25 protein-coding genes and 1 tRNA gene are annotated in these 19,841 nt (G+C 67.3%); 14 read left to right on the forward strand and 12 right to left on the reverse strand.

Annotation, left to right across the window (positions count from 1 at the left end):
* Positions 1–5: 5 nt before the first annotated feature.
* Positions 6–1,781 (reverse strand): ShlB/FhaC/HecB family hemolysin secretion/activation protein, encoded by a 1,776-nt coding sequence (locus tag ACG3SL_RS08620; protein WP_448664719.1) that lies wholly within the window; start codon positions 1,779–1,781, stop codon positions 6–8.
* A 274-nt stretch (positions 1,782–2,055) separates the two neighbouring features.
* On the opposite strand from ACG3SL_RS08620, the gene ACG3SL_RS08625 reads away from it, so the two are divergent.
* Complete coding sequence (locus tag ACG3SL_RS08625) at positions 2,056–3,378, forward strand: dicarboxylate/amino acid:cation symporter (protein WP_448664720.1); 1,323 nt, start codon at positions 2,056–2,058, stop codon at positions 3,376–3,378.
* A gap of 5 nt (positions 3,379–3,383) precedes the next feature.
* Positions 3,384–4,157: a gamma-glutamyl-gamma-aminobutyrate hydrolase family protein gene (locus ACG3SL_RS08630; RefSeq protein WP_448665098.1), complete on the forward strand. Its 774-nt coding sequence runs from the start codon at positions 3,384–3,386 to the stop codon at positions 4,155–4,157.
* On the opposite strand, the gene ACG3SL_RS08635 is transcribed toward ACG3SL_RS08630, so the two are convergent.
* Entirely contained in the window at positions 4,154–4,282 is a 129-nt protein-coding gene (locus ACG3SL_RS08635; RefSeq protein ID WP_448664721.1) for a hypothetical protein, read from the reverse strand. The two genes, ACG3SL_RS08630 and ACG3SL_RS08635, sit on opposite strands and share 4 nt — an antisense overlap.
* Positions 4,283–4,539: 257 nt before the next feature.
* Here ACG3SL_RS08635 and groL point away from each other — a divergent pair, with 257 nt between their 5' ends.
* Positions 4,540–6,165 (forward strand): chaperonin GroEL, encoded by a 1,626-nt coding sequence (gene groL / locus ACG3SL_RS08640; protein WP_448664722.1) that lies wholly within the window; start codon positions 4,540–4,542, stop codon positions 6,163–6,165.
* Positions 6,166–6,197: 32 nt separating this feature from the next.
* Positions 6,198–6,407: a hypothetical protein gene (locus tag ACG3SL_RS08645; RefSeq protein ID WP_448664723.1), complete on the forward strand. Its 210-nt coding sequence runs from the start codon at positions 6,198–6,200 to the stop codon at positions 6,405–6,407.
* 106 nt (positions 6,408–6,513) lie between these two features.
* Here the strand turns inward: ACG3SL_RS08645 and ACG3SL_RS08650 are convergent, their stop codons facing one another.
* The 4 genes from ACG3SL_RS08650 to ACG3SL_RS08665 all read right to left on the reverse strand — a co-directional run bounded on the left by ACG3SL_RS08650 (position 6,514) and on the right by ACG3SL_RS08665 (position 8,535).
* Positions 6,514–6,720, reverse strand: a complete 207-nt coding sequence (locus ACG3SL_RS08650; protein WP_448664724.1) for a cold-shock protein — start codon at positions 6,718–6,720, stop codon at positions 6,514–6,516.
* 188 nt (positions 6,721–6,908) lie between these two features.
* A complete protein-coding gene (locus ACG3SL_RS08655; RefSeq protein ID WP_448664725.1) occupies positions 6,909–7,127 on the reverse strand; it encodes a hypothetical protein in 219 nt (72 codons plus the stop codon).
* Between the two features lie 212 nt (positions 7,128–7,339).
* A tRNA-Gln gene (locus ACG3SL_RS08660) sits at positions 7,340–7,414 on the reverse strand.
* A gap of 23 nt (positions 7,415–7,437) precedes the next feature.
* Positions 7,438–8,535, reverse strand: a complete 1,098-nt coding sequence (locus ACG3SL_RS08665) for a branched-chain amino acid aminotransferase (protein ID WP_448664726.1) — start codon at positions 8,533–8,535, stop codon at positions 7,438–7,440.
* A 77-nt stretch (positions 8,536–8,612) separates the two neighbouring features.
* Here ACG3SL_RS08665 and ACG3SL_RS08670 point away from each other — a divergent pair, with 77 nt between their 5' ends.
* A complete protein-coding gene (locus ACG3SL_RS08670; RefSeq protein WP_448664727.1) occupies positions 8,613–9,098 on the forward strand; it encodes a MarR family transcriptional regulator in 486 nt (161 codons plus the stop codon).
* Positions 9,099–9,129: 31 nt separating this feature from the next.
* On the opposite strand, the gene ACG3SL_RS08675 is transcribed toward ACG3SL_RS08670, so the two are convergent.
* The 6 genes from ACG3SL_RS08675 to ACG3SL_RS08700 all read right to left on the reverse strand — a co-directional run bounded on the left by ACG3SL_RS08675 (position 9,130) and on the right by ACG3SL_RS08700 (position 12,957).
* Positions 9,130–9,750 carry a hemerythrin domain-containing protein gene (locus ACG3SL_RS08675; protein WP_448664728.1) on the reverse strand — a complete coding sequence of 207 codons (621 nt, stop codon included), beginning with the start codon at positions 9,748–9,750 and terminating at the stop codon, positions 9,130–9,132.
* A gap of 70 nt (positions 9,751–9,820) precedes the next feature.
* Positions 9,821–10,630 carry a pyrroline-5-carboxylate reductase family protein gene (locus ACG3SL_RS08680; protein ID WP_448664729.1) on the reverse strand — a complete coding sequence of 270 codons (810 nt, stop codon included), beginning with the start codon at positions 10,628–10,630 and terminating at the stop codon, positions 9,821–9,823.
* Positions 10,627–11,127: a YbjN domain-containing protein gene (locus tag ACG3SL_RS08685; RefSeq protein WP_448664730.1), complete on the reverse strand. Its 501-nt coding sequence runs from the start codon at positions 11,125–11,127 to the stop codon at positions 10,627–10,629. The genes ACG3SL_RS08680 and ACG3SL_RS08685 overlap by 4 nt, the downstream gene beginning before the upstream one ends.
* Positions 11,128–11,257: 130 nt before the next feature.
* Positions 11,258–11,545 carry an accessory factor UbiK family protein gene (locus tag ACG3SL_RS08690; RefSeq protein WP_448664731.1) on the reverse strand — a complete coding sequence of 96 codons (288 nt, stop codon included), beginning with the start codon at positions 11,543–11,545 and terminating at the stop codon, positions 11,258–11,260.
* Positions 11,546–11,563: 18 nt separating this feature from the next.
* Entirely contained in the window at positions 11,564–12,121 is a 558-nt protein-coding gene (locus ACG3SL_RS08695; RefSeq protein WP_448664732.1) for a TspO/MBR family protein, read from the reverse strand.
* A gap of 89 nt (positions 12,122–12,210) precedes the next feature.
* Entirely contained in the window at positions 12,211–12,957 is a 747-nt protein-coding gene (locus ACG3SL_RS08700) for a TlyA family RNA methyltransferase (protein ID WP_448664733.1), read from the reverse strand.
* Positions 12,958–13,086: 129 nt separating this feature from the next.
* Here ACG3SL_RS08700 and ACG3SL_RS08705 point away from each other — a divergent pair, with 129 nt between their 5' ends.
* The 9 genes from ACG3SL_RS08705 (at position 13,087) to ACG3SL_RS08745 (ending at position 19,722) form a co-directional block, all read left to right on the forward strand.
* Entirely contained in the window at positions 13,087–13,764 is a 678-nt protein-coding gene (locus ACG3SL_RS08705; RefSeq protein WP_448664734.1) for an RBBP9/YdeN family alpha/beta hydrolase, read from the forward strand.
* 243 nt (positions 13,765–14,007) lie between these two features.
* Entirely contained in the window at positions 14,008–14,382 is a 375-nt protein-coding gene (locus ACG3SL_RS08710) for a MerC domain-containing protein (protein ID WP_448664735.1), read from the forward strand.
* Positions 14,383–14,433: 51 nt separating this feature from the next.
* On the forward strand, positions 14,434–14,892 hold the full coding sequence (locus ACG3SL_RS08715) for a Fur family transcriptional regulator (RefSeq protein WP_448664736.1): 459 nt from the start codon (positions 14,434–14,436) through the stop codon (positions 14,890–14,892).
* A gap of 72 nt (positions 14,893–14,964) precedes the next feature.
* Positions 14,965–16,890 carry a 1-deoxy-D-xylulose-5-phosphate synthase gene (gene dxs / locus ACG3SL_RS08720; RefSeq protein ID WP_448664737.1) on the forward strand — a complete coding sequence of 642 codons (1,926 nt, stop codon included), beginning with the start codon at positions 14,965–14,967 and terminating at the stop codon, positions 16,888–16,890.
* A gap of 43 nt (positions 16,891–16,933) precedes the next feature.
* Entirely contained in the window at positions 16,934–17,305 is a 372-nt protein-coding gene (locus tag ACG3SL_RS08725; protein ID WP_448664738.1) for a plasmid mobilization protein, read from the forward strand.
* Positions 17,302–17,511, forward strand: coding sequence for a hypothetical protein (locus ACG3SL_RS08730; RefSeq protein WP_448664739.1), 210 nt, complete (start codon positions 17,302–17,304; stop codon positions 17,509–17,511). Before ACG3SL_RS08725 ends, ACG3SL_RS08730 begins: the two co-directional genes overlap by 4 nt.
* Before the next feature lie 41 nt (positions 17,512–17,552).
* Entirely contained in the window at positions 17,553–18,575 is a 1,023-nt protein-coding gene (locus tag ACG3SL_RS08735) for a COX15/CtaA family protein (protein ID WP_448664740.1), read from the forward strand.
* Complete coding sequence (cutA, locus tag ACG3SL_RS08740) at positions 18,572–18,886, forward strand: divalent-cation tolerance protein CutA (protein ID WP_448664741.1); 315 nt, start codon at positions 18,572–18,574, stop codon at positions 18,884–18,886. Before ACG3SL_RS08735 ends, cutA begins: the two co-directional genes overlap by 4 nt.
* A complete protein-coding gene (locus ACG3SL_RS08745) occupies positions 18,883–19,722 on the forward strand; it encodes a hypothetical protein (RefSeq protein ID WP_448664742.1) in 840 nt (279 codons plus the stop codon). The genes cutA and ACG3SL_RS08745 overlap by 4 nt, the downstream gene beginning before the upstream one ends.
* Positions 19,723–19,841: the final 119 nt, after the last annotated feature.

The raw sequence follows: 19,841 nt of genomic DNA on the forward strand, positions 1-19,841 counted from the left end.
TCCGATCAGAAATGCTTGGAGAGCGTGAGCCAGCCGCGCGCGCGGCGACGGCTGCCGTCCTGATTATGCCGGGAATCGGCGCCGCCGGGGTTGCTGCCCAGGGGCGCGGCGACCACGGCGCCCAGCGCGAAGCCATACGGCAGCGCGTAGGACACGCCCACGCCTGCACCTGCCAGCCCATAGCGGTTGTCCGCGCCCGGCGCCGCCCAGCCCAGCCATGGCGTGACATGACGCCGGATCATGCCCACATCGGCGAAGGCATAAAGATCGAGCCCCAGCAGCGCCGACTGCGCCCCCTGATGCAGTTCGATCGACGCGACATAGCCGGTGTCGCCCAGCGCCTCGTTCACCGGATAGGCGCGCACCCCCGCCGGTCCGCCCAGCGCGAACTGTTCGGACGAGTCGAGATTGTTGAGCGCCAGTTGTCCGGAAACGCTGACGCGCGCGAAGGTGCCGCCGCCCAGCCGCTGGTCGCGCGCGGCGCTGGCTTCGACCTTGGCATAGGCGCCGTGCGTGTCGGCGGTGATCCGGTCGAGCGCGCGGTCGAGAGAAAGGCCCGACAGGTCGACGCCGCCCAGCGTCATGCCGAGCGAATAGCGCGATCGCCCGCCCCCGCCCACCGCATCCGCCGTCTCCCCGCCCAGCGACAGCGCGAAGCGATGGATATGCTTGCGATGCGACGCCGAGCCGAGCACGTCGTCGTTATATTGGCCATGCTCATAGGCCGCGCGGAAATCGAGCGAGGCCGCGCTTGTGCGCACCACGGGATAGGTCAGGTCGATGCCCTGCGTACCTGCGCTCCCGCGCGCGTCGAGCGGCTTGAACGTGCCGCCCAGCCAATAGCGCAGATAGCTGACATGCGCCTCGGCCCGCCAGCCATCGGCACCGATCGGGAGGCTCCAGCCCAGCCGGCCATAGCCCAGCCCCTCAGATCCCAGCGCGAGCACCGATACGCGGTCCCCCTGCCCGGTAAGCCCGTCGATCGCGAGCGTGCCGATGCCGCGATAGCGCCCGGTCGACACCGCGCCGCCATTGTCGCCGCCGATGCTGCCATGCACCAACGGCTTGTCGCGCACCGTCAGCGCCAGATCGCTGGTCCCGTGCGCGCTGCCCGCCTTCAACACACCGTCCGCGCGCACGCCGGGCAGATCGTTGGCGATCAGCAGGCCGCGCTCCAGCGCGTCCGCCGAATAGGGCGCACCGGGCTTGAGCCGCGCGCCGACCACGCGCGCCACGAAGTCGCCATCGGCGCGGGGTGCCTGATCGTCGAGCAGGATCTTGCCGAAGCGCCCTTCGACAACCTGGATGCGCACGATGCCGGTGCTGATATCCTGCGGCGGCAGGATCGCGCGGGCGAAATAGCCGCGACGCCGATACACATCGGCAACCGCTCGCGCCGCCGCGCGCAGTTCCTCGATCCCCAGCATCCGGCCGACGAACGGCTGCACCGCCGCCTCCAGATCGGCGGAGGCGATCAGCGTAGCGCCCTCGACTGAGAACTGCGCCACACGGACCCGATCTTCGGGGGCACTTGCCTGCGGCACCGGCGGTTGCGGCGCATCGGGAGCCCGCTGGGGTACCGTGGTAGTCACCCCCTGTCGCAACTGTCGCTGCAGGCTACCCGCGTCGGGTACATTCTGTGCCATCGCCGCCAGCGGCGCCATGCAGCCGCTTGTGCAGGCAAGCAGAAGCGCCAGCATGCGCCGCGAAACGGCTGCGCTGCCAAAGGCGCGCATGTCGGCGCGCGACACGGCGCCCCCGGTATAAGTCACGGTATCCATCCCCAAAACTGCATTCCGTCGCGCCGCAGTCCCTCAACCGCCGCCCGACGCCTCCCTTGATGCCGCCAGCCTTTATCATTTTACTTTCACAATGGAACGGGTTTGCAGGCAATATTGCCAAAATGGGACGCATCTTTGCCAGCCCCGCAGCCGCTTGCGCATCGCGAGGCGCGATCAAGGTTGGCCTTGGCGTGCGGAAGGATTTGTTTATTCGCCCATCGTTCCAGTGGGATATTGTGCGACCGCATTATCGCAAGGAAATCGGTCGCACATCATGGCACAAGCACAACAGGGCCATGCCCCCAACAAGCGGTTCTGGAACGGGTTCGGCGCGCAGGTGCTGCTCGGGATGATCGTGGGGCTTGCGCTGGGCCTCGCCGTTCGGGCCGGCGCGCCCGAGGGCATCGGCGAGGCATTGCACACCACCGGCCAGATCTTCGTCCAGTTGCTCAAGGCGCTGGTGCCGCCGCTGGTGTTCGCGGCGATTGTCGCGTCGATCGCGGCGCTGCGGGATCTGGAAAACGCCGCGAAGCTGGTGACCGGCACCCTGTTGTGGTTCGCCGTGACCGCGCTGATCGCAGTGTCGATCGGCATCGCGCTGGGCCTGACGATCCAGCCGGGTCTGCACGCCGGGGTGGATGTCGCCACCGCCGCTGCGCCGTCGAGCAGCGGGTCGTGGCTGGATTTCCTGAAAGGGCTCGTCCCCGCCAATTTCCTGGGGATGACAGCGTCGACCAGCCTTGATGCGGGTGCCGCAAAGACCACGCTGTCATTCAACGTGCTCCAGATCATCGTCGCTGCCATCGCGATCGGTGCGGCGGCGGTGCGCGTCGGGGCGGCGGGCGAAGCGTTCCTGTCGTTCAATGCATCGGCACTGTCGATCTTCCGGCGGCTGCTGCGCTGGATCATCGCGCTCACGCCGATCGGCAGCGCCGCGCTGATCGGTGACGCCGTGATCCGCTATGGCTGGGACGCGCTGTCGGCGCTGGGGTCTTTCGCCGGAGCCATCTATCTCGGGCTCGGGCTGGTGCTGCTGGTGGTCTATCCCGTGCTGCTGGCCGGCAACGGGCTCAATCCGCTGCGCTTCTTCGCCTCGGCCTGGCCGGCGATCCAGCTCGGATTCGTCTCGCGCTCGTCGGTCGGCACGCTGCCCGTTACCGAGGAAGTGACCGAACGTGCGCTGGGCGTACCGGCTGCCTATGCCGCCTTCGCCGTGCCGCTGGGCGCCACGACCAAGATGGATGGCTGCGCGGCGATCTATCCCGCCATTGCGGCGATCTTCGTCGCGCAATTCTATGGCGTGCCGCTACACCTGTCGGATTATCTGCTGATCGCGTTCGTATCGGTGATCGGCTCGGCGGCCACCGCCGGGCTCACCGGCGCCACGGTGATGCTGACGCTCACGCTCTCGACGCTGCACCTGCCGCTGGAGGGCGTGGGGCTGTTGCTGGCGATCGACCCGATCCTCGACATGGGGCGCACTGCCGTGAACGTCGCCGGACAGGCGCTGGTCCCCACCATCGTCGCGAAACGTGCCGGCATTCTCGATCTGGACCGGTTCAACGGCCAGACAAGCGCCGTGCCGGAGCCCGCGTGAGCAGCATGTTCCACGCCCCCTTCCCCCGCCCCGGACGGCCCGCGTCGGCACCGCGCGTCGCCAAGCCGGTGATCGGCGTCTTGTGCTGCAACGAAGTGGCCGAACGCCCGATCCAGGCCGTCGCCAGCCGCTTCATCGAGCCGCTGTCGCGCATCTCGGGCGCGACCGTGCTGCTGGTCCCCGCGCTGATCGACGCGCTCGACGCGGTAGCGCTGGGCGACCGGCTCGACGGGTTGCTGCTCACCGGATCGCGTTCCAATGTCGCTGCCGCGCGCTATGGCGGGACCGCGAGCGATCAGGATCGCGTGGACGAGCAGCGCGATTTCGTGGCGCTCGCCCTTGCCGAGGAAATGATCGAGCGCGGCCGCCCGGTCTTCGGCATCTGCCGCGGGTTGCAGGAACTGAACGTGCTGTTCGGCGGATCGCTCACCGGCGACCTCGCGCACCATCACCGCGACGAGCCGGCACCGTTCGATGCGCTGTTCGAGCATCGGCACGACGTGGTGCTGAGCGACGGCGGCCTGCTCGCCACCGCGACGGGGGAGCGCCGGCTCGAAGTCAATTCGGTGCACCATCAGGGCATCGACCGGCTGGGCGCCGGGCTTCGCGTCGAAGCCATCGCGCCCGCCGACGGCCTGATCGAAGGGTTCTCCGCCCACCCCTGCGGAGGCGCCGTGCTGGCGGTGCAATGGCATCCGGAATGGGATGTCGCCCAGTCGCCGGGCGGCACCGCATTCTTCCGCCTGGTGGGTGAAACGCTGTCCGCCCCTGCGCGCTAGACGCGCTTTATCAGGTTGGGCACCGGCGATTCCTTGTGTGCCGAAAGGCCGGGCGCCGGCTTTGGCGGTCCGGCCTTTTTGGGCTTGCGGACTTCCTTGTTGGTCTTTTGCTGTCCCTTGGCCATCGAACGCTCCACTTCTTGGCGTTCGAGCCGGTGGCCAACGCTCTGACCCGAGATGGAGCAGCGCGCGCTTGTAACATGCGGCGGGCCATGCGGCCTAAGGGATTTGCACCCGCCCTTGCGGGAATGCGCGCAAAGGTCCACATGGCACACACTGGCACTCCACCTGGCGAGTGCCAATTCGCATATTGGCAGCGCTGGCTCCCGGTTGTGAGAGCGACGCTTTCGTCGCGGCCCAGCAACCGAATCGGCCCGTTTCCATGGCAGCCAAGGACATCAAGTTTTCGCGCGACGCGCGCGAGAAGATCGCGCGCGGAGTCGATATCCTCGCCGACACCGTAAAAGTCACATTGGGGCCGCGCGGACGCAACGTGCTGCTCGACAAGGGCTATGGCGCGCCGCGCATCACCAAGGACGGCGTGACCGTCGCCAAGGATATCGAACTGAAGGACCGGTTCGAGAATCTGGGCGCACAGATGCTGCGCGCGGTGGCGACCCGCACCCAGGATCACGCCGGCGACGGCACCACCACCGCCACCGTGCTGGCCCAGGCGATCGTGCGCGAAGGGATGAAGGCCGTGTCGTCGGGGGTGAGCCCCACCGATCTGAAGCGCGGCATCGACCTGGCCGTGACGGCGGTGGCCGACGCGCTCAAGGCCCAGTCGCGCCCCGTGTCGGGCAATGCCGAAATCGCCCAGGTCGGAATCGTCTCCGCCAATGGCGACGAGGAAATCGGCCGGATGATCGCAGCGGCGATGGACAAGGTCGGCACGCAGGGCGTGATCTCGGTCGAGGACGCGCGCGGCATGGAATTCGAGCTGGAAATGGTCGAGGGCATGCAGTTCGACCGCGGCTATCTCTCGCCCTATTTCGTCACCAACCAGGCGCGGATGACCGTCGAGCTCGACGATCCGCATATCCTGATTCACCAGGACAAGCTGTCCGACCTGCACACGCTGCTGCCCGTGCTGGAGGCTGTGGCCCAGTCGGGCCGGCCGCTGCTGATCGTGGCGGAGGATGTCGAAGGCGCGGCGCTGGCGACGCTGGTGGTCAACCAGCTGCGCGGCGGGCTAAAGGTAGCGGCGGTCAAGGCACCGGGTTTCGGCGATCGTCGCAAGGCGATGCTGGAGGATCTCGCGATCCTGACCGGCGGCACGCTCGTCTCCCCCGAAATGGGCACCAAGCTGGACGACCTTACCCTGGCCAGCCTGGGCACCGCGCGGCGCGTGACGATCGACAAGAACGACACGACGATCATCGACGGCGCAGGCGATCCTGCGGCGATCACGGCGCGCGGCGCCGCGCTCCTGCAGCAGATCGACGCCACCGACAGCGACTATGACAAGGAAAAGCTCCAGGAGCGGATCGCCAAGCTGGCGGGCGGCGTGGCGATCCTGCGCGTCGGCGCCTCTACCGAAGTCGAGATGATCGAGCGCAAGGACCGCGTCGACGACGCGCTGCACGCAACCCGCGCCGCCGTGGAGGAAGGCATCGTCCCCGGCGGGGGCAGTGCCCTGCTCTATGCCACCACCGCGCTGGCGGGCCTGACCGGCGCCAATGAAGACCAGACACGCGGCATCGCTATCGTCCGCCAGGCGCTGTCGGCGCCGCTGCGCCAGATCGCCGAGAATGCCGGGCATGACGGCGGAGTGGTCGCGGCGCGGCTGCTCGAAGGCGGCGATCGCACCATCGGCTTCAACGCGCAGACCGAAGTGTATGAGGACCTGGTCGCCGCCGGGGTGATCGATCCCACGCTCGTCGTCCGTTCGGCATTGCAGGACGCGGCGTCGGTCGCGGGGCTGCTGCTCACCACCGAAGTGGCGATCGTCGATTTCTCCGAAACCTCACCGCCCTCACCCGCCCTGACGGCCGGTGACGGCTTTTGAAGCATCCCATACCCCGAACCCCAGGAGTCCCCATGTCGAGAGTTCCCGTCCGCCCCTATCTGGTCGCCAAGGATGAAGAGGGTGTGTTCCGCGTGACCGTCCGCACCACCCGCTTCAATTCGCAGGGCTATCCGCTGGTGTCGAGCGAACTGCTCGGCGACGCCTTCAAGACGCAGACGGCGGCACGCGCATTCGTGCGGGCCGAATATAATGCCGAGGCCAGCGACATCGCGACGAAATAGCAACGGCGCGCCTTGGCCCAACGGAAAAGGGAGCAGACGCGGTTACCGCATCTGCTCCCTTTTTGCTGTCCGTGAACGGTGCCGGCCCGTGGGCCGGCACACGCGATCACATGGCCTGGAGGTTGACCGCCGAAGCCTTGCCGCGCTGGTCGTTCTCGATGTCGTACGACACGCGCTGGTCGGTCTGCAGCGTGCTCATCCCGGCGCGCTCTACTGCGCTGATGTGCACGAAGCTGTCATTGCCGCCGTCTTCAGGCGCAATGAAACCGTAGCCCTTGTCGATGTTGAAAAATTTGACCTTGCCGATGGGCATAAGATGTTCCTTTCGCGAAACACGTAAGTGGCCGCGCGCACATGCACGCGGCGCCAAGAAGAAGCGTGTAAGGAAAGGGTCGGCCCGGAAGCGTCGGTTTCCGTCGCATGCGACGATTAGCAGCGCGCATATGGGGAGCCTGACGCCCGAAACAAGGGCAGGTCGTTGTTTTTACGAATATTCGGTTTTCAGCCCTCGCGCTGCCGCCACGGGGTGCGGGTGACAGCGCCTGTAAGCACCTTGGCACCGTAGGCGCGGGCCATGACTGCCGCGTCCTCGCCATTCATGAACACCACGCGCGTGCCGCGCGGCTGCAAGGGCTCGATCGCGCTGATCGCGGCATTGTGCTTGGCGCACCGGGCCATGACGTCGTCGACCGTCGCATCGATGTTCAGCGCGCGCGACATGCCACGCCTCGCTGTTCGGCGCGCAGGCGCAGTACGGGGAATCGCAAGGGAGCAGGAATCACGGCATGCCTCCGCCAGGAGCGGGAGCACACGCATCTCTCAGTCGGACCCTGCTCGAAAAAAGCGGCGCGATGCCCGGTATATGGGGCTTCGCGGCCCGGCGCGCCAGTGGCATCGCGCGGCCCTCCCCTCGCGCTTCGCGAAGGGAGGATTGGCTGGGGCGCCAGGATTCGAACCTGGGAATGGCGGCACCAAAAGCCGCTGCCTTACCACTTGGCGACGCCCCAACGGGAAGCGGGCTTATACGGCCTTAAACCAGCCTTTCAAGCCAGCCGTGCGGATCGGGCGCAGTTCCGCGCTGGATCGACGTCAGCTGGTTGCGCAATTGCTCGGTCAGGATGCCCGGACCGCCATTGCCGATCGAGAAATCAAAGCCCTTGCCGCGCACCCGGCCGATCGCGGTGACCACCGCCGCGGTGCCGCACGCAAACGCCTCGCGCAGGCGGCCGCTGGCGGCGTCTGCCTGCCACTGCGCCATCGAATAGGGCTCTTCACGCACCGTGATCCCGGCATCGCGGGCCAGCTGGATCAGCGATTCGCGGGTGATGCCGGGCAGGATCGTGCCGCCCAGCGGCGGTGTCTGGATCGTGCCATCGTCGAACGCGAAGAACACGTTCATGCCGCCCAGTTCCTCGACAAAGCGGTTCTCGACCGCGTCGAGGAAGACCACCTGGTCGCAGCCTTCGCGAATCGCCTCGGCCTGGGCGATCAGGCTGGCGGCGTAGTTGCCGCCGCACTTGGCCGCGCCGGTGCCGCCGCGCGCGGCGCGGGTGTAATGCTCCGACGTCCACAGCGTGACCGACGGCGCACCGCCCTTGAAATAGGCACCCGCCGGCGAGGCGATGACCATATAAAGATATTCCTTCGCCGGGCGCACGCCCAAGAAGGTCTCGCTCGCGAACATGAAGGGCCGCAGGTACAGCGACGCGCCCTCGCCTTCGGGAATCCAGTCGCCATCGGCCTTCACCAGCGCGCGGATCGACGCGAGGAACAGCGCCTCGGGCAGCGGCGGCATCGCCATGCGCTCAGCCGATTCGGCGAAGCGGCGCGCGTTGGCTTCCGGGCGGAACAGCGCCGCGCCGCCATCGGGCGTGCGATACGCCTTGAGCCCTTCGAAAATCTCCTGCGCATAGTGGAGCACCGCGCAGGCCGGGTCGACCTGAATCGGCCCGCGCGCCTGCACGCGCGCATCGTGCCAGCCGCGCTCTTCGGTATAGCGGATCACGACCATGTGATCGGTAAACACCTTGCCGAAACCAAGATCGCCGAGAAGTGCCGCGCGATCAGCGGCGCTGACCGGATTGGGGTGGGCCTCGAACTCGAAATCCAGGATCGTCGTGTCTTCCATCTTCGCTTTCCCGCGTGCACCGCGCGCGAGCCGCGTCGGCTTGCGACGGACTAGGCCGCATGGCAAAGATGGTCAACATGGCTGCCCCAATTCCTGCTTCCCCGCTCTTCCTGCGCGAACCCGAGATCCGGCGGGGCGTGGAGCTGTTGTATTTCGGCTATTCCAACCTGACGCGCTCGATCGACGCGCAGCTGGCGGAACAGGGGCTGGGCCGCGCGCATCACCGCGCGCTGTATTTCATCGCGCGCAAGCCGGACCTGACGGTGAGCGAATTGCTGGCGCTGCTGGCCATCACCAAGCAATCGCTGGGTCGGGTGCTGGGCGAGCTTTCCGAACGCGGGCTGGTGGAGACGCGATCGGGAGAACGCGACCGGCGCCAGCGGCTGTTGCGGCTGACGCATGCGGGCGCCGAACTGGAAACTACGCTGTTCGAGGCGCTGCGGGAGAAAATGTCCGCCGCCTATTCCAGCGCTAATCCCGGCGCCGTGGGCGGATTCTGGGCGGTGCTGGAGGGGCTTATCCCCGAGGAAGACCGCCAGCGCATCGCCGCGCTGGGGCGGTGACGGGGCCGCCGGGCGACCCCGTCATAGGGCTTCAGGCGACCTTGAAGCCTTCCTTGTTCATCGTGAGCGTCAGCGCCTTGTTCTTTTCTTCGCTGAGCGCGGCGCGCAGCATCGGGAACAGGGTCAGCTCTTCTTCCTGCATATGCGCTTCGATGTCGGCGCGGAACTTGCGCACCTTGGCGATCCATTCGGGCGAGGCCGTGGGCATGTTCTCCAGCTCATAGAGATACTGCTTCACATAGCCATGATCCTTGTTCAGCGCATCGGCCGCGTCCTGCTGGCCGATCTCGCGGAGCGCGGGATAGACGACATTCTCTTCCTCAATCGCGTGCTTCATCAGCGCGTGCTTGAGGTGCGAGAGGAGCAGGTTCCGGCGCACCGTGGCGCTCTCGTCGGTCGCCTCGATCGAGTCGAACACCTTGAGCATCGCCGCATGTTCGGTCGCCAGCGCCTCGTCCCAGTTGCCGGCAAGCGCGGTCGGCGCCTGCACGGCGGCCTTACGTCCGAGCAGCGCGAGCAAGCCGAGCGCCGCGCCACCGGCCGCCGCGCCAGCGATCACGCCGATGCCGTTGCCTGAGCCGCTGCCGTTCTTGCTGCGGCTGCGCGTAGCCTTGAACCGTCCCTTGTCGTCGCGTGTGGCCGTGGTTGCCATGGTCGCCTCCGATTGATTGCGCGTCTGGCTGCACAACCCATCGACACCGCAGGCGTTCCAACCGCGCCCCCTATTTGCGCGCCTCGGCGGCCATTTCGGCGTTGCGGCGCGCGGATGCGGCCAGCGTCTCTCGCATCAGCGTGCGCAGCGCATTTTCGCGATCCAGCACGTTCAGCCCCTCGCGCGTTGATCCGCCGGGGCTGGCGACGCGGTCCGCCAAGACCGAGGGCGACACGTCGGCCTGCGCCGCGAGCAGCCCCGACCCTTCGACCGTGGCGACCGCCAGCCGCTGCGCCTGATCGGCAGGCAGGCCCAATGCCGCCCCCGCCTCCGCCATCGCATCGATGAAGCGATAGACGAACCCCGGACCACAGCCCGAAAGCGCAGTCACTGCGTCGAACAGGGGTTCGTTCGCGATCCATTCGACCAGCCCCAGCGGCGCCATGAGCTGTTCGGCGACGCGCCGGGTGCGCGCGTCCTCGGTCGCGCTGTGCAGCGCCACCACGCCCTTGCCGATCGCGACCGGCAGGTTGGGCATCGCCCGCACCACCGCCTGCGCGCCGAAACTGTCGTACAGCACGCTTTCCTCGACCCCCGCCAGGATCGACAGGAGCAGCGGCACGCCCGCCAGCTGGGCCCCGATCGCGGCGGCCACTGCGCCAAGCTGCTGCGGCTTGATCGCCAATACCAACGTGCCGGGCATGTCGCCGGGCGGCGGCGACGCGACCACGCGCACCCCGGCTGGCACGATGGGTGCGCCGGGATCGATCACGGTGATGCGCAGCGGATCGATGCCGCTGTCGATCCACCGGCGCAGCATCGCCCCGCCCATGTTGCCGCATCCGACGAGCCAGAGGCTCGTCGGGAGATGTCCCGTCATGCCTCGCCCTGCGTTTCAATGAGCGCGGATGCCAGTGCATCGGCGGGCGTCTTGCCGCCCCACAGCACGAACTGGAACACCGGATAAAAGCGCTCGCACTCGTCGATCGCGCTTTCCACGAGCAGTTCCGCCTGCGCCAGCGTCAGCGTCGCCTCGCCGCCGTCGATCATCGCGGCATGGCGATACAACAGGATGCCGCTGGCCGACCACAGCTCGAAATGGCCGATCCACAACTGCTCGTTGACCAGCCCGATCGTCTCGTACAGCGCGGACCGGCGATCGTCGGGCACGCGAATGTCGGGAAAGCCCAGGAACTGGAGCACGCCATCGTCCTCACGCCAGATCGCGCGAAGCTCATATTCGGTCCAGCTGCCCTTTACCTTCGCAACGATCTCGTCGTCTTCGCGCTCGTGGGTCCAGCCATGCGCGGAGAAATAATTCTCCAGCATGTCGATGGGGGCGGCGTCGTCGCGGTCGAATTCCGCTTCGTCGAGCATCGTCACCTCCGGGGATCGTTATCGGCAGCGACAGACCGTGCCCATCGCGTCCCCGCGGCACAAGCAAAGGGTGCGCAACCCTGTCGAAAAGCTGTGGACAAGATGTTTACCGTCGTCAGCGCGTACAGGGTCAAGCGTCGCCCTTCGCGGTCGAGACCCCGGCTGCGGCAGTGCCGGCCAGCTTGGCTTCCAGCGCGTCGATCCGCGCCTTCAGCACATCGGCTTCGTCGCGGGCGGCGGCGGCCATCGCCTTGACCGCCTCGAACTCCTCGCGGGCGACGAAGTCGAGCCCGCCGACCCATTCGCGAGCACGCTCGCGGGCGGCGGATTCGGTCTCGCGTGCCATGCCGGCCACGGTGCCCGCTGCCCCGTTCACGAACTTCACGAAATCGTCGAACAGGCGGTTGTCGGTCTGCATGTCAAATTCCCAATAGCGTCAACGAATCTGGATTTGGTCAACCGCACGCCCCGGCGCAAGGCTTTCCGCCTGTGGATTGAGTTGATGGATCTGGTAAAGCAGCGTGCCTGCAAAGACGATCCAGGCGACATACGGAAGCAAAAGCACTGCCGCAACGGTGCGAACGCGAGCGAACAGCGCGATCGTCGCCAGCACCAGCACCAGCAGCACCGCGATGATGACAAGCGCCGCCGTGATCTTGTGCATCCCGAAGAAAACCGGCGACCAGGCGAGGTTGGTTACCATCTGCGCCGCGAACACCAGCAACGCGGGCGTGCGCAGCCGCGATCCCCGCGCATTGATGACCATGGCCAGCGCCAGCCCCATCAGGATGTACAGGATCGTCCAGGCAACGGGAAACGCCCAGCCCGGCGGCATGATCGCCGGCTTTACCAGCGCCATGTACCACGGATTCTCCGGCCCGGTCGGCGCAAAGCGCGCAGAGGCGAAGCCCAGCAGGAGGATGAACGGGACCGTCACCATCGCCCAGCGCAGAAAGGCGAGGCGCAATTGCCCCTTCGACGCGATTTCCCTCAATCCGGTGCTCCCATGTGCGGCCGCATCGCGATCCGGCGCTGCGGCTGTCGCCTTCTAGTACGGCGAAACGCAGCGCGGAAAAAGCGCGATCACGCGGCAGTGTCGTCCCGCTGCGCGGCAATCAGGAACTCGATATTGCCTTCCGGCCCCGTGATCGGGCTTTCGGCGATGCCGGCGACGCGCCAGCCGCGCGACGCGACCCATTCGGCCACTTCGGCGCAGACGCGCGCATGCACGGCGGGATCGCGCACCACCCCGCCCTTCCCCACTTCCTCGCGCCCCGCCTCGAACTGCGGCTTGATGAGCGCGACCAGCCACGCATCGGGGCTCGCGAACCCCAGCGGGACGTCGAGCACCTTGGCCAGCCCAATGAAGCTGGCGTCGCACACGATCACGCCGACCGGCTCGGGGATATGGGCTTCAGTGAGGATGCGCGCGCTGGTCTGTTCGTGGACGATGACGCGGGGGTCCTGGCGCAGCTTCCACGCCAGCTGGTTGGTGCCGCTGTCCACTGCATAGACGCGCGCCGCCCCGCGACTGAGCAGCACGTCGGTGAACCCGCCGGTGGAAGACCCGACGTCGATCGCGACCGCGCCCGCCACATCCAGCGCGAAATGATCGAGCGCGTGCGCCAGCTTGATCCCGCCGCGCGACACCCAGGGATGGTCGCGACCGCGCACGTCCAGCAGCGTGTCGTCGGGGAGCATCTGCCCCGCCTTTTCCACCTTGCGATCGCCCGCGAAGACGAGCCCCGCCATGATGAGCGCCTGCGCCCGGGTGCGGCTCTCGACGAGACCGCGGTCGACGAGCATCTGATCGGCGCGAAGCTTTGCCATGGCGCCCTTTAGGACCGGCTATCGCCCCGGCGCAACAGCTTCACGCTCTGTCGCAGCGCTATTGCCCACTAAGTTGGTGGGTATTAAATCCTATGCTCCGGCCAGCTTCCTCATGAAGGAGCGGAGATCATGACCATCTTTTCTGCATTGGACGAAACCTCGCCGATCATCCTCACCGTCCCCGGTCTGGGCGGATCGGGGCCCTCGCACTGGCAGACGCTGTGGGAGCAATCGCGCCCCGATACGCACCGCGTGGAACTGGGCATGTGGGACACGCCGCACCGCAACGCCTGGGTGACCAAGCTGGACCAAGCGATCCGATCGGCGCAGGCCCCCGTGGTGCTGGCCGCGCACAGCCTGGGATGCCTGGCAGTGGCGTGGTGGGCCGAACTGTCCGGCCAACCCTTTGGCTGGCCTGTCGCGGGCGCGCTGCTCGTCGCCCCCGCCGATGTCGACCGGGCCGAGGTTCGCCCCGAACTCGCGGCATTCCGGCCGACGCCCTCCAAGCCGCTGCCCTTTCCGTCGATCGTGGTAGCGAGCACCGACGATCCCTGGGTGGCGCCCGAAAAGGCGCGGTCGCTGGCCGGCGGCTGGGGCAGCTATTTCGTCGATGCGGGGCCACAGGGACACCTGAACGCCGCGAGCGGCATCGGCTGGTGGGAAGAAGGACAGGCGCTGCTCGACCGCGTGCTGGATGCCGCGTCGGACCGCACCGGCCGGGTGCGCACCGCGAGCGATGCGCGCTCGCTCCTTGCGATCAACGCCACCGATGCGGCACAATCGCATTATCTGGGCGCCCGCACCTGATCCCAACGCGTCGCCGCAGTCCCGGGCCACATCGGCGCAATACCACTGGAAACAGAGGATGAAGCGCCTACATTGTGGTTAGCGGGCGTGGCCGGGTGGCGTCCCCTAGAGCGCTACCCGGCCTACCCGCCCTTTTTCCCCCGCATCGCCTGCGCCCGCCGCATTCGCGCGTCACATTTATTCACACAAGGATATGTTGTACCTTCACCCGCGCACCTCTATATGCGCGACATGCCGGTTAGCTTGCCAATTGCCCGCGTCTGGGGCGTAGTCGATACGCGTTTCGACCGAATTGCCATTGGCCTTAGCGGTTTGTGCCTCATCCACTGCGTCGCGACCACGGTTCTGCTGACGCTGCTGTCGTCGGCGGGCGGGCTGGTGAGCCCGGTGATTCACGAAGTCGGGCTGATGCTGGCGATCGGATTCGGCATCTTTGCGCTCGGCCGCGGCATCCTGGCGCATGGCTATATGGCGCCGGCCGCCGTGGGCGCGTTCGGGCTAGGCATCATGGCGGGTGCACTTTCGCTGCCGCATGGCGGGTTCGAAACGCTGTGGACGCTGATCGGCGTCAGCGTATTGGCGCTGGGCCACGACCTGAACCATCGCGCGACGCACTGACTCCGCCGGGCGCCGCTTGTGGCGGAGCACGACAAGGCCTAAATCCACACGATGCACGCGCACGATCATCATGAGCACCACGGCACCGAACTGACTCGGGTCGCCCAGACGACGCTGGAGAAATCGGGCGAACAGTGGACGGCGATGCGCGAGCGCGTTTTCGAGGCGCTGTCGAGCTTCGACAAGCCGGCCTCCGCCTATGACATTGCCGAGGCCGTGTCGAAGATCGAGGGGCGCCGTGTCGCCGCCAACAGCGTCTATCGCATCCTGGACCTGTTCGTCGGCGCGAACCTGGCCCGGCGCGTCGAAAGCGCCAATGCCTATGTCGCCAATGCGCATCCCGATTGCCTGCACGACTGCATCTTCCTCGTCTGCGACAGCTGTGGACAGACAACGCATATCGATGACGACTCGATCACACGCACCGTCCGATCCGCCGCGAAGAACGCCGGTTTTTCCCCCGTGCGCCCGGTGATCGAGGTCCGGGGCAAGTGCGCCGATTGCGATTGACGCGGATTACCCTCCGTAAACTCCCGAATGGTAACATTCGACTTGCGGCTTTGGCTGGGGTAACAAGGTGGGATGGCTGAACTACCCCAGACGCCGTTGCTCGACACCGTCGACACGCCCAACGATCTCCGCACGCTGAAACCCACCGAGCTGCGCCAGCTTGCCGACGAGCTTCGGCAGGAGACGATCTCCGCCGTCGGCACCACCGGGGGGCACCTCGGCTCCGGGCTTGGCGTGGTCGAACTGACCGTCGCGCTGCACTATGTCTTCGATACGCCCGCGGACCGCCTGATCTGGGACGTCGGCCATCAATGCTACCCGCACAAGATCCTGACCGGGCGCCGCGACCGCATCCGCACGCTGCGCATGGGCGGCGGGCTGTCCGGCTTTACGAAGCGCAGCGAGAGCGAATACGACCCGTTCGGCGCGGCGCATTCCTCGACCTCGATCTCGGCAGCGCTGGGCTTCGCGATCGCCAACAAGCTGTCGGGCAGCCCCGGCAAGGCGATCGCCGTGATCGGCGACGGCGCGATGAGCGCCGGCATGGCCTATGAGGCGATGAACAATGCCGAGGCGGCGGGCAACCGGCTGGTCGTGATCCTGAACGACAACGATATGTCGATCGCGCCGCCGGTAGGCGGGCTTTCGGCCTATCTGGCCCGAGTCGTTTCCTCGTCCGAATATCTCGGGCTGCGCAGCCTCGCGAAGCGGGCGATCCGCAAATTCTCGAAGCGGGTCCACAACGCCGCCGAACGCGCGGAGGAATTCGCGCGCGGGATGGCGACGGGCGGCACCTTGTTCGAGGAACTGGGCTTTTACTATGTCGGCCCGATCGACGGCCACAATCTGGAACACCTGATCCCGGTGCTGGAGAATGTCCGCGACAGCGAGCACGGCCCGATCCTGGTCCATGTCGTGACCAAGAAGGGCAAGGGCTATGCCCCCGCCGAAGCGGCGGCGGACAAATATCACGGCGTCCAGAAATTCGACGTCATCACCGGCGCGCAGGCCAAGGCCCCGCCGGGACCGCCGGCGTACCAGAACGTGTTCGGCGACCAGCTCGTCAAGGAAGCGCAGCGCGATCCCACCATCGTCGCGATCACGGCGGCCATGCCCTCCGGCACCGGCGTCGATCGCTTTGCCAAGGCGTTCCCGGAGCGCGCGTTCGACGTGGGCATCGCCGAACAGCATGCAGTGACCTTCGCCGCCGGGCTGGCGGCACAGGGGATGCGCCCGTTCTGCGCGATCTATTCGACCTTCCTCCAGCGCGCCTATGACCAGGTGGTGCACGACGTCGCGATCCAGAACCTGCCGGTGCGCTTCGCAATCGACCGCGCCGGGCTGGTCGGCGCCGACGGCGCGACGCATGCGGGCAGCTTCGACGTGACCTATCTGGCGTCGCTCCCCAATTTCGTGGTGATGGCGGCGGCGGACGAAGTCGAGCTGGTCCACATGACCCACACCGCCGCGCTGCACGACAGCGGCCCGATCGCGCTGCGCTATCCGCGCGGCAACGGCGTGGGGCTGGCGCTGCCCGAGACGCCGCAGCGGCTGGAGATCGGCAAGGGCCGCATCGTCCGCGAGGGCAAGACCGTGGCGATCCTGTCGCTCGGCACTCGGCTGGCCGAGGCACTCAAGGCCGCCGACGCGCTGGAGGCCAAGGGGCTTTCCACCACCGTCGCGGACCTGCGCTTCGCCAAGCCGCTCGACGAGGACCTGATCCGCCGCCTGCTGACCAGCCACGAAGTCGCCGTGACGATCGAGGAAGGCTCGATCGGCGGCCTGGGCGCGCATGTGCTGACCATGGCGAGCGACCAGGGTCTGATCGACGCCGGGCTAAAGCTGCGCACGATGCGCCTGCCCGACGTGTTCCAGGACCAGGACAAGCCCGAAAAGCAATATGCCGATGCTGGCCTCGACGCCGACGGCATCGTCGATACGGTTCTGAAGGCGCTGCGGTACAACGAGACTGCGGTGGCAGACGGGGCGCGCGCCTGAGCGCGCCTTGAAGACCCGCCATGCACATGTTATGTACATGTGCATGGCAACGCAGCTGCGTGAAACCCGATCGACCCGCGTGGTCGTACTCGTGTCGCCCGAGGAAAAGCGGCAGATCGCCGCCAATGCCGAGGCGGCAGACATGAGCATGAGCGATTTCATGCGCACGGCGGCGGAACGCTATACCGAGCCGACCGATGCCGAGCAGGCACTTATCGGCGATCTGCTCGCCCAGCTGGAAAGCGCGAATGCGCGGACCGAGGCGGCGCTTGCCCGGCTTGAAGCCGCACGCGCAGTCGCCGACGATTTCGACGAAGACCGCTACCGCGCGCAGGTTCGCGAAGAACTGCTCGCCGACGACGCGATCGACTGGGATGCGCTCTCGTCGGCGCTGTCGGGATGGACGCGGCAATGAGCTTCTGGACCGACGCGCTGCGCGCACTCCAGCAGGTCACGTTGCTCCAGCACAAGGTCGAGCAGGCGCTGACCACCGCCGAAGAGGCCCGACGCCATTCGATCGAGACTCGCGAGCGCGTGATCCGGCTCGAAACGCTGATCGACATCGCGATGAAGCGCCGCGAGCCGCCCGCGCTTCCCGATGCCACCAGCGGAAGTAGCTAGCGCCCCGCCGCGCCCCGGCGTACATTGGCTGCGTGCTCCAGATGACTTCCCTGCCCGCCTCCGCCCGCCCCCGCCAGCTTGCGACATGGCTGTTCGCCGTTGCCGCGCTGATCGTGGTGATGGTCGTCGTCGGCGGCATCACGCGGCTGACCGAATCGGGCCTGTCGATCACCGAGTGGAAGCCGATCAGCGGCACGCTGCCGCCCTTGAGCGATGCGGCATGGCAGGCCGAGTTCGACGCCTATAAGCGCATCCCCGAATATCAGCAGCTGAACCAGGGCATGACCATGGCCGGGTTCAAGGCGATATTCTTCTGGGAGTATTTCCACCGCCTGCTCGGGCGACTGATCGGCCTCGCCTTTGCCGTGCCGCTGGTCTGGTTCGCGGTGCGCCGCGCCATCCCGCGCGGCTATGGCTGGCGGCTGGTCGCACTGCTCGCGCTGGGCGCGATGCAGGGCGCGGTCGGATGGTGGATGGTCAAGTCGGGGCTCAGCGTGCGCACCGATGTCAGCCATGTCCGGCTGGCGACGCACTTGCTGGTCGCGTTGTTCACGCTGGCCGGCATCGTCTGGACCGCGCTCGACCTGCTTGCGCTCGCCCGCAATCCGATCGCCCGCCCCGCGCGACTCACCCCGCTGGGCGCCGCCACCGGCTTCATCCTGCTGGTCCAGCTGCTGTTCGGCGCGCTGGTCGCGGGGCTCAATGCCGGCCTCGTCACCGATCAATGGCCGCTGATGAACGGCCAGTTCTTCCCCGGCGCCACCGTTGCCGGTCGCCCGTTCTTCGATGCGCTGTTCAACGATCCGGCGATCGTCCACTTCGTCCATCGCTGGTGGGCATGGGTCACCGTCGCCGCGCTAGTCGTGCTGGCGCGCGCGGCGCGCAAGATCGATCGTCGCGCCTCGATTGCGATCCACAGCGCCTTCGGGCTCCAGATCCTGCTGGGCATCGCCACGGTGATGACCGACGTCAGCCTGCCGCTCGCAGCGCTGCACCAGCTCACCGGCGCGCTGCTCGTGATCGCCACCGCATGGGGCGCACACGCGATCGGCCGCGCGCGTTGAGCGACATCGCGCTCGTCTATTGCACCTTCCCCTCCCAGGCCGAGGCCGAGCGTATCGCGGGCATCGCATTGGACGAACGCCTGACCGCCTGCGTCAACGTCCTTCCGCCCGTCGTGGCGCTCTATCGCTGGCAGGGCGCGGTCGAGCGGGGCACGGAGACTCCGGCACTGTTCAAGACGGCGCCCGCGCTGGTCGAACGGCTGCGTGCGCGCATCACCGCGCTGCACCCCTATGCCCTTCCCGTGATCGAAGCGTGGCCGGTCGCGGCGGGCCCCGCGGCCGCGGACTGGATCGGCGCCGAAACGGGATGATCCTGGCCGCCGCGTTGCTGGTGCAAGCGGTCGCATTCGCGCCACCGCTGGATACGCCATTGCACGTCGTCAGCGAACGGCGGGAGACGGGCCCCATCGACCGACGCTATCGGATCGAGCGCACCGTACGGTTCGCGCGCGAAGGCGACGGCTATCGTGCCGAGGTAACGCTGCTCGCGGCGAAGGATGCGCCGTCGGACCCTGTGGGCGGGATGTTCGAGACCGGGCTTGCCGCGCTGGCCGGTCAGCGCATGACGCTGCACCTGGACTCGAAGGGTCAAGTCATCGCGATCGACGACATGGCGGCCCGGTGGGAACAGCTATGCGCCGGCGTGGCGGCGGCGGTGGCGGCGCGACGCCAGGCACCCACCGAGCGCGCCGCATTGGCGCAGCGGATCGCCATGCCCCTGCGCGCCCTTCCCGCCGATCGCCAGCGCGACATGCTCGGCAGTCTCGTGACGGCGCTGATCGCGCGCGACCTGCCTGATCCGACCGGCGAGCCCGTTCCCGTGCGGATCCAGGGCGCCTCCCCCTTTGGCGCGCCGGTCAGCCTGGAAGGGACTCGGCGGACCATGACCTTGCCGGGCGGGCGCGTGCGCACCACGACCCGCGCATCGACGCGGATCGACCTGCCCGCCTCCGGCGCGGTTTCGGCGCGCGCGGCGTGGGTAGAGATCGCCCGCACGGTAACCGCCGATCCGGCGACGGGGCTGATCGAGTCGGGCACAGAAACCCGCCATTCCCGCGCAACGGAGGGCGAACGAACGATCGAGACGCGGTTCGAGACTGCGCTGCACGTGGATATTCCGCAGCCGGCACGCCCATTCGCACCTTAGCGGTATAGTGATACCCGTCAGCAAAGCCGCCGTTTTGCTTGACTTTCGTGCCTCTTTACGACAAACGCCCCTCAACCGCGCCGCCCCCAGGGGTGGCGCGCTTGCGTTTAACTCGAAAG

The sequence above is a fragment of the Sphingomonas degradans genome (genome assembly GCF_053502645.1).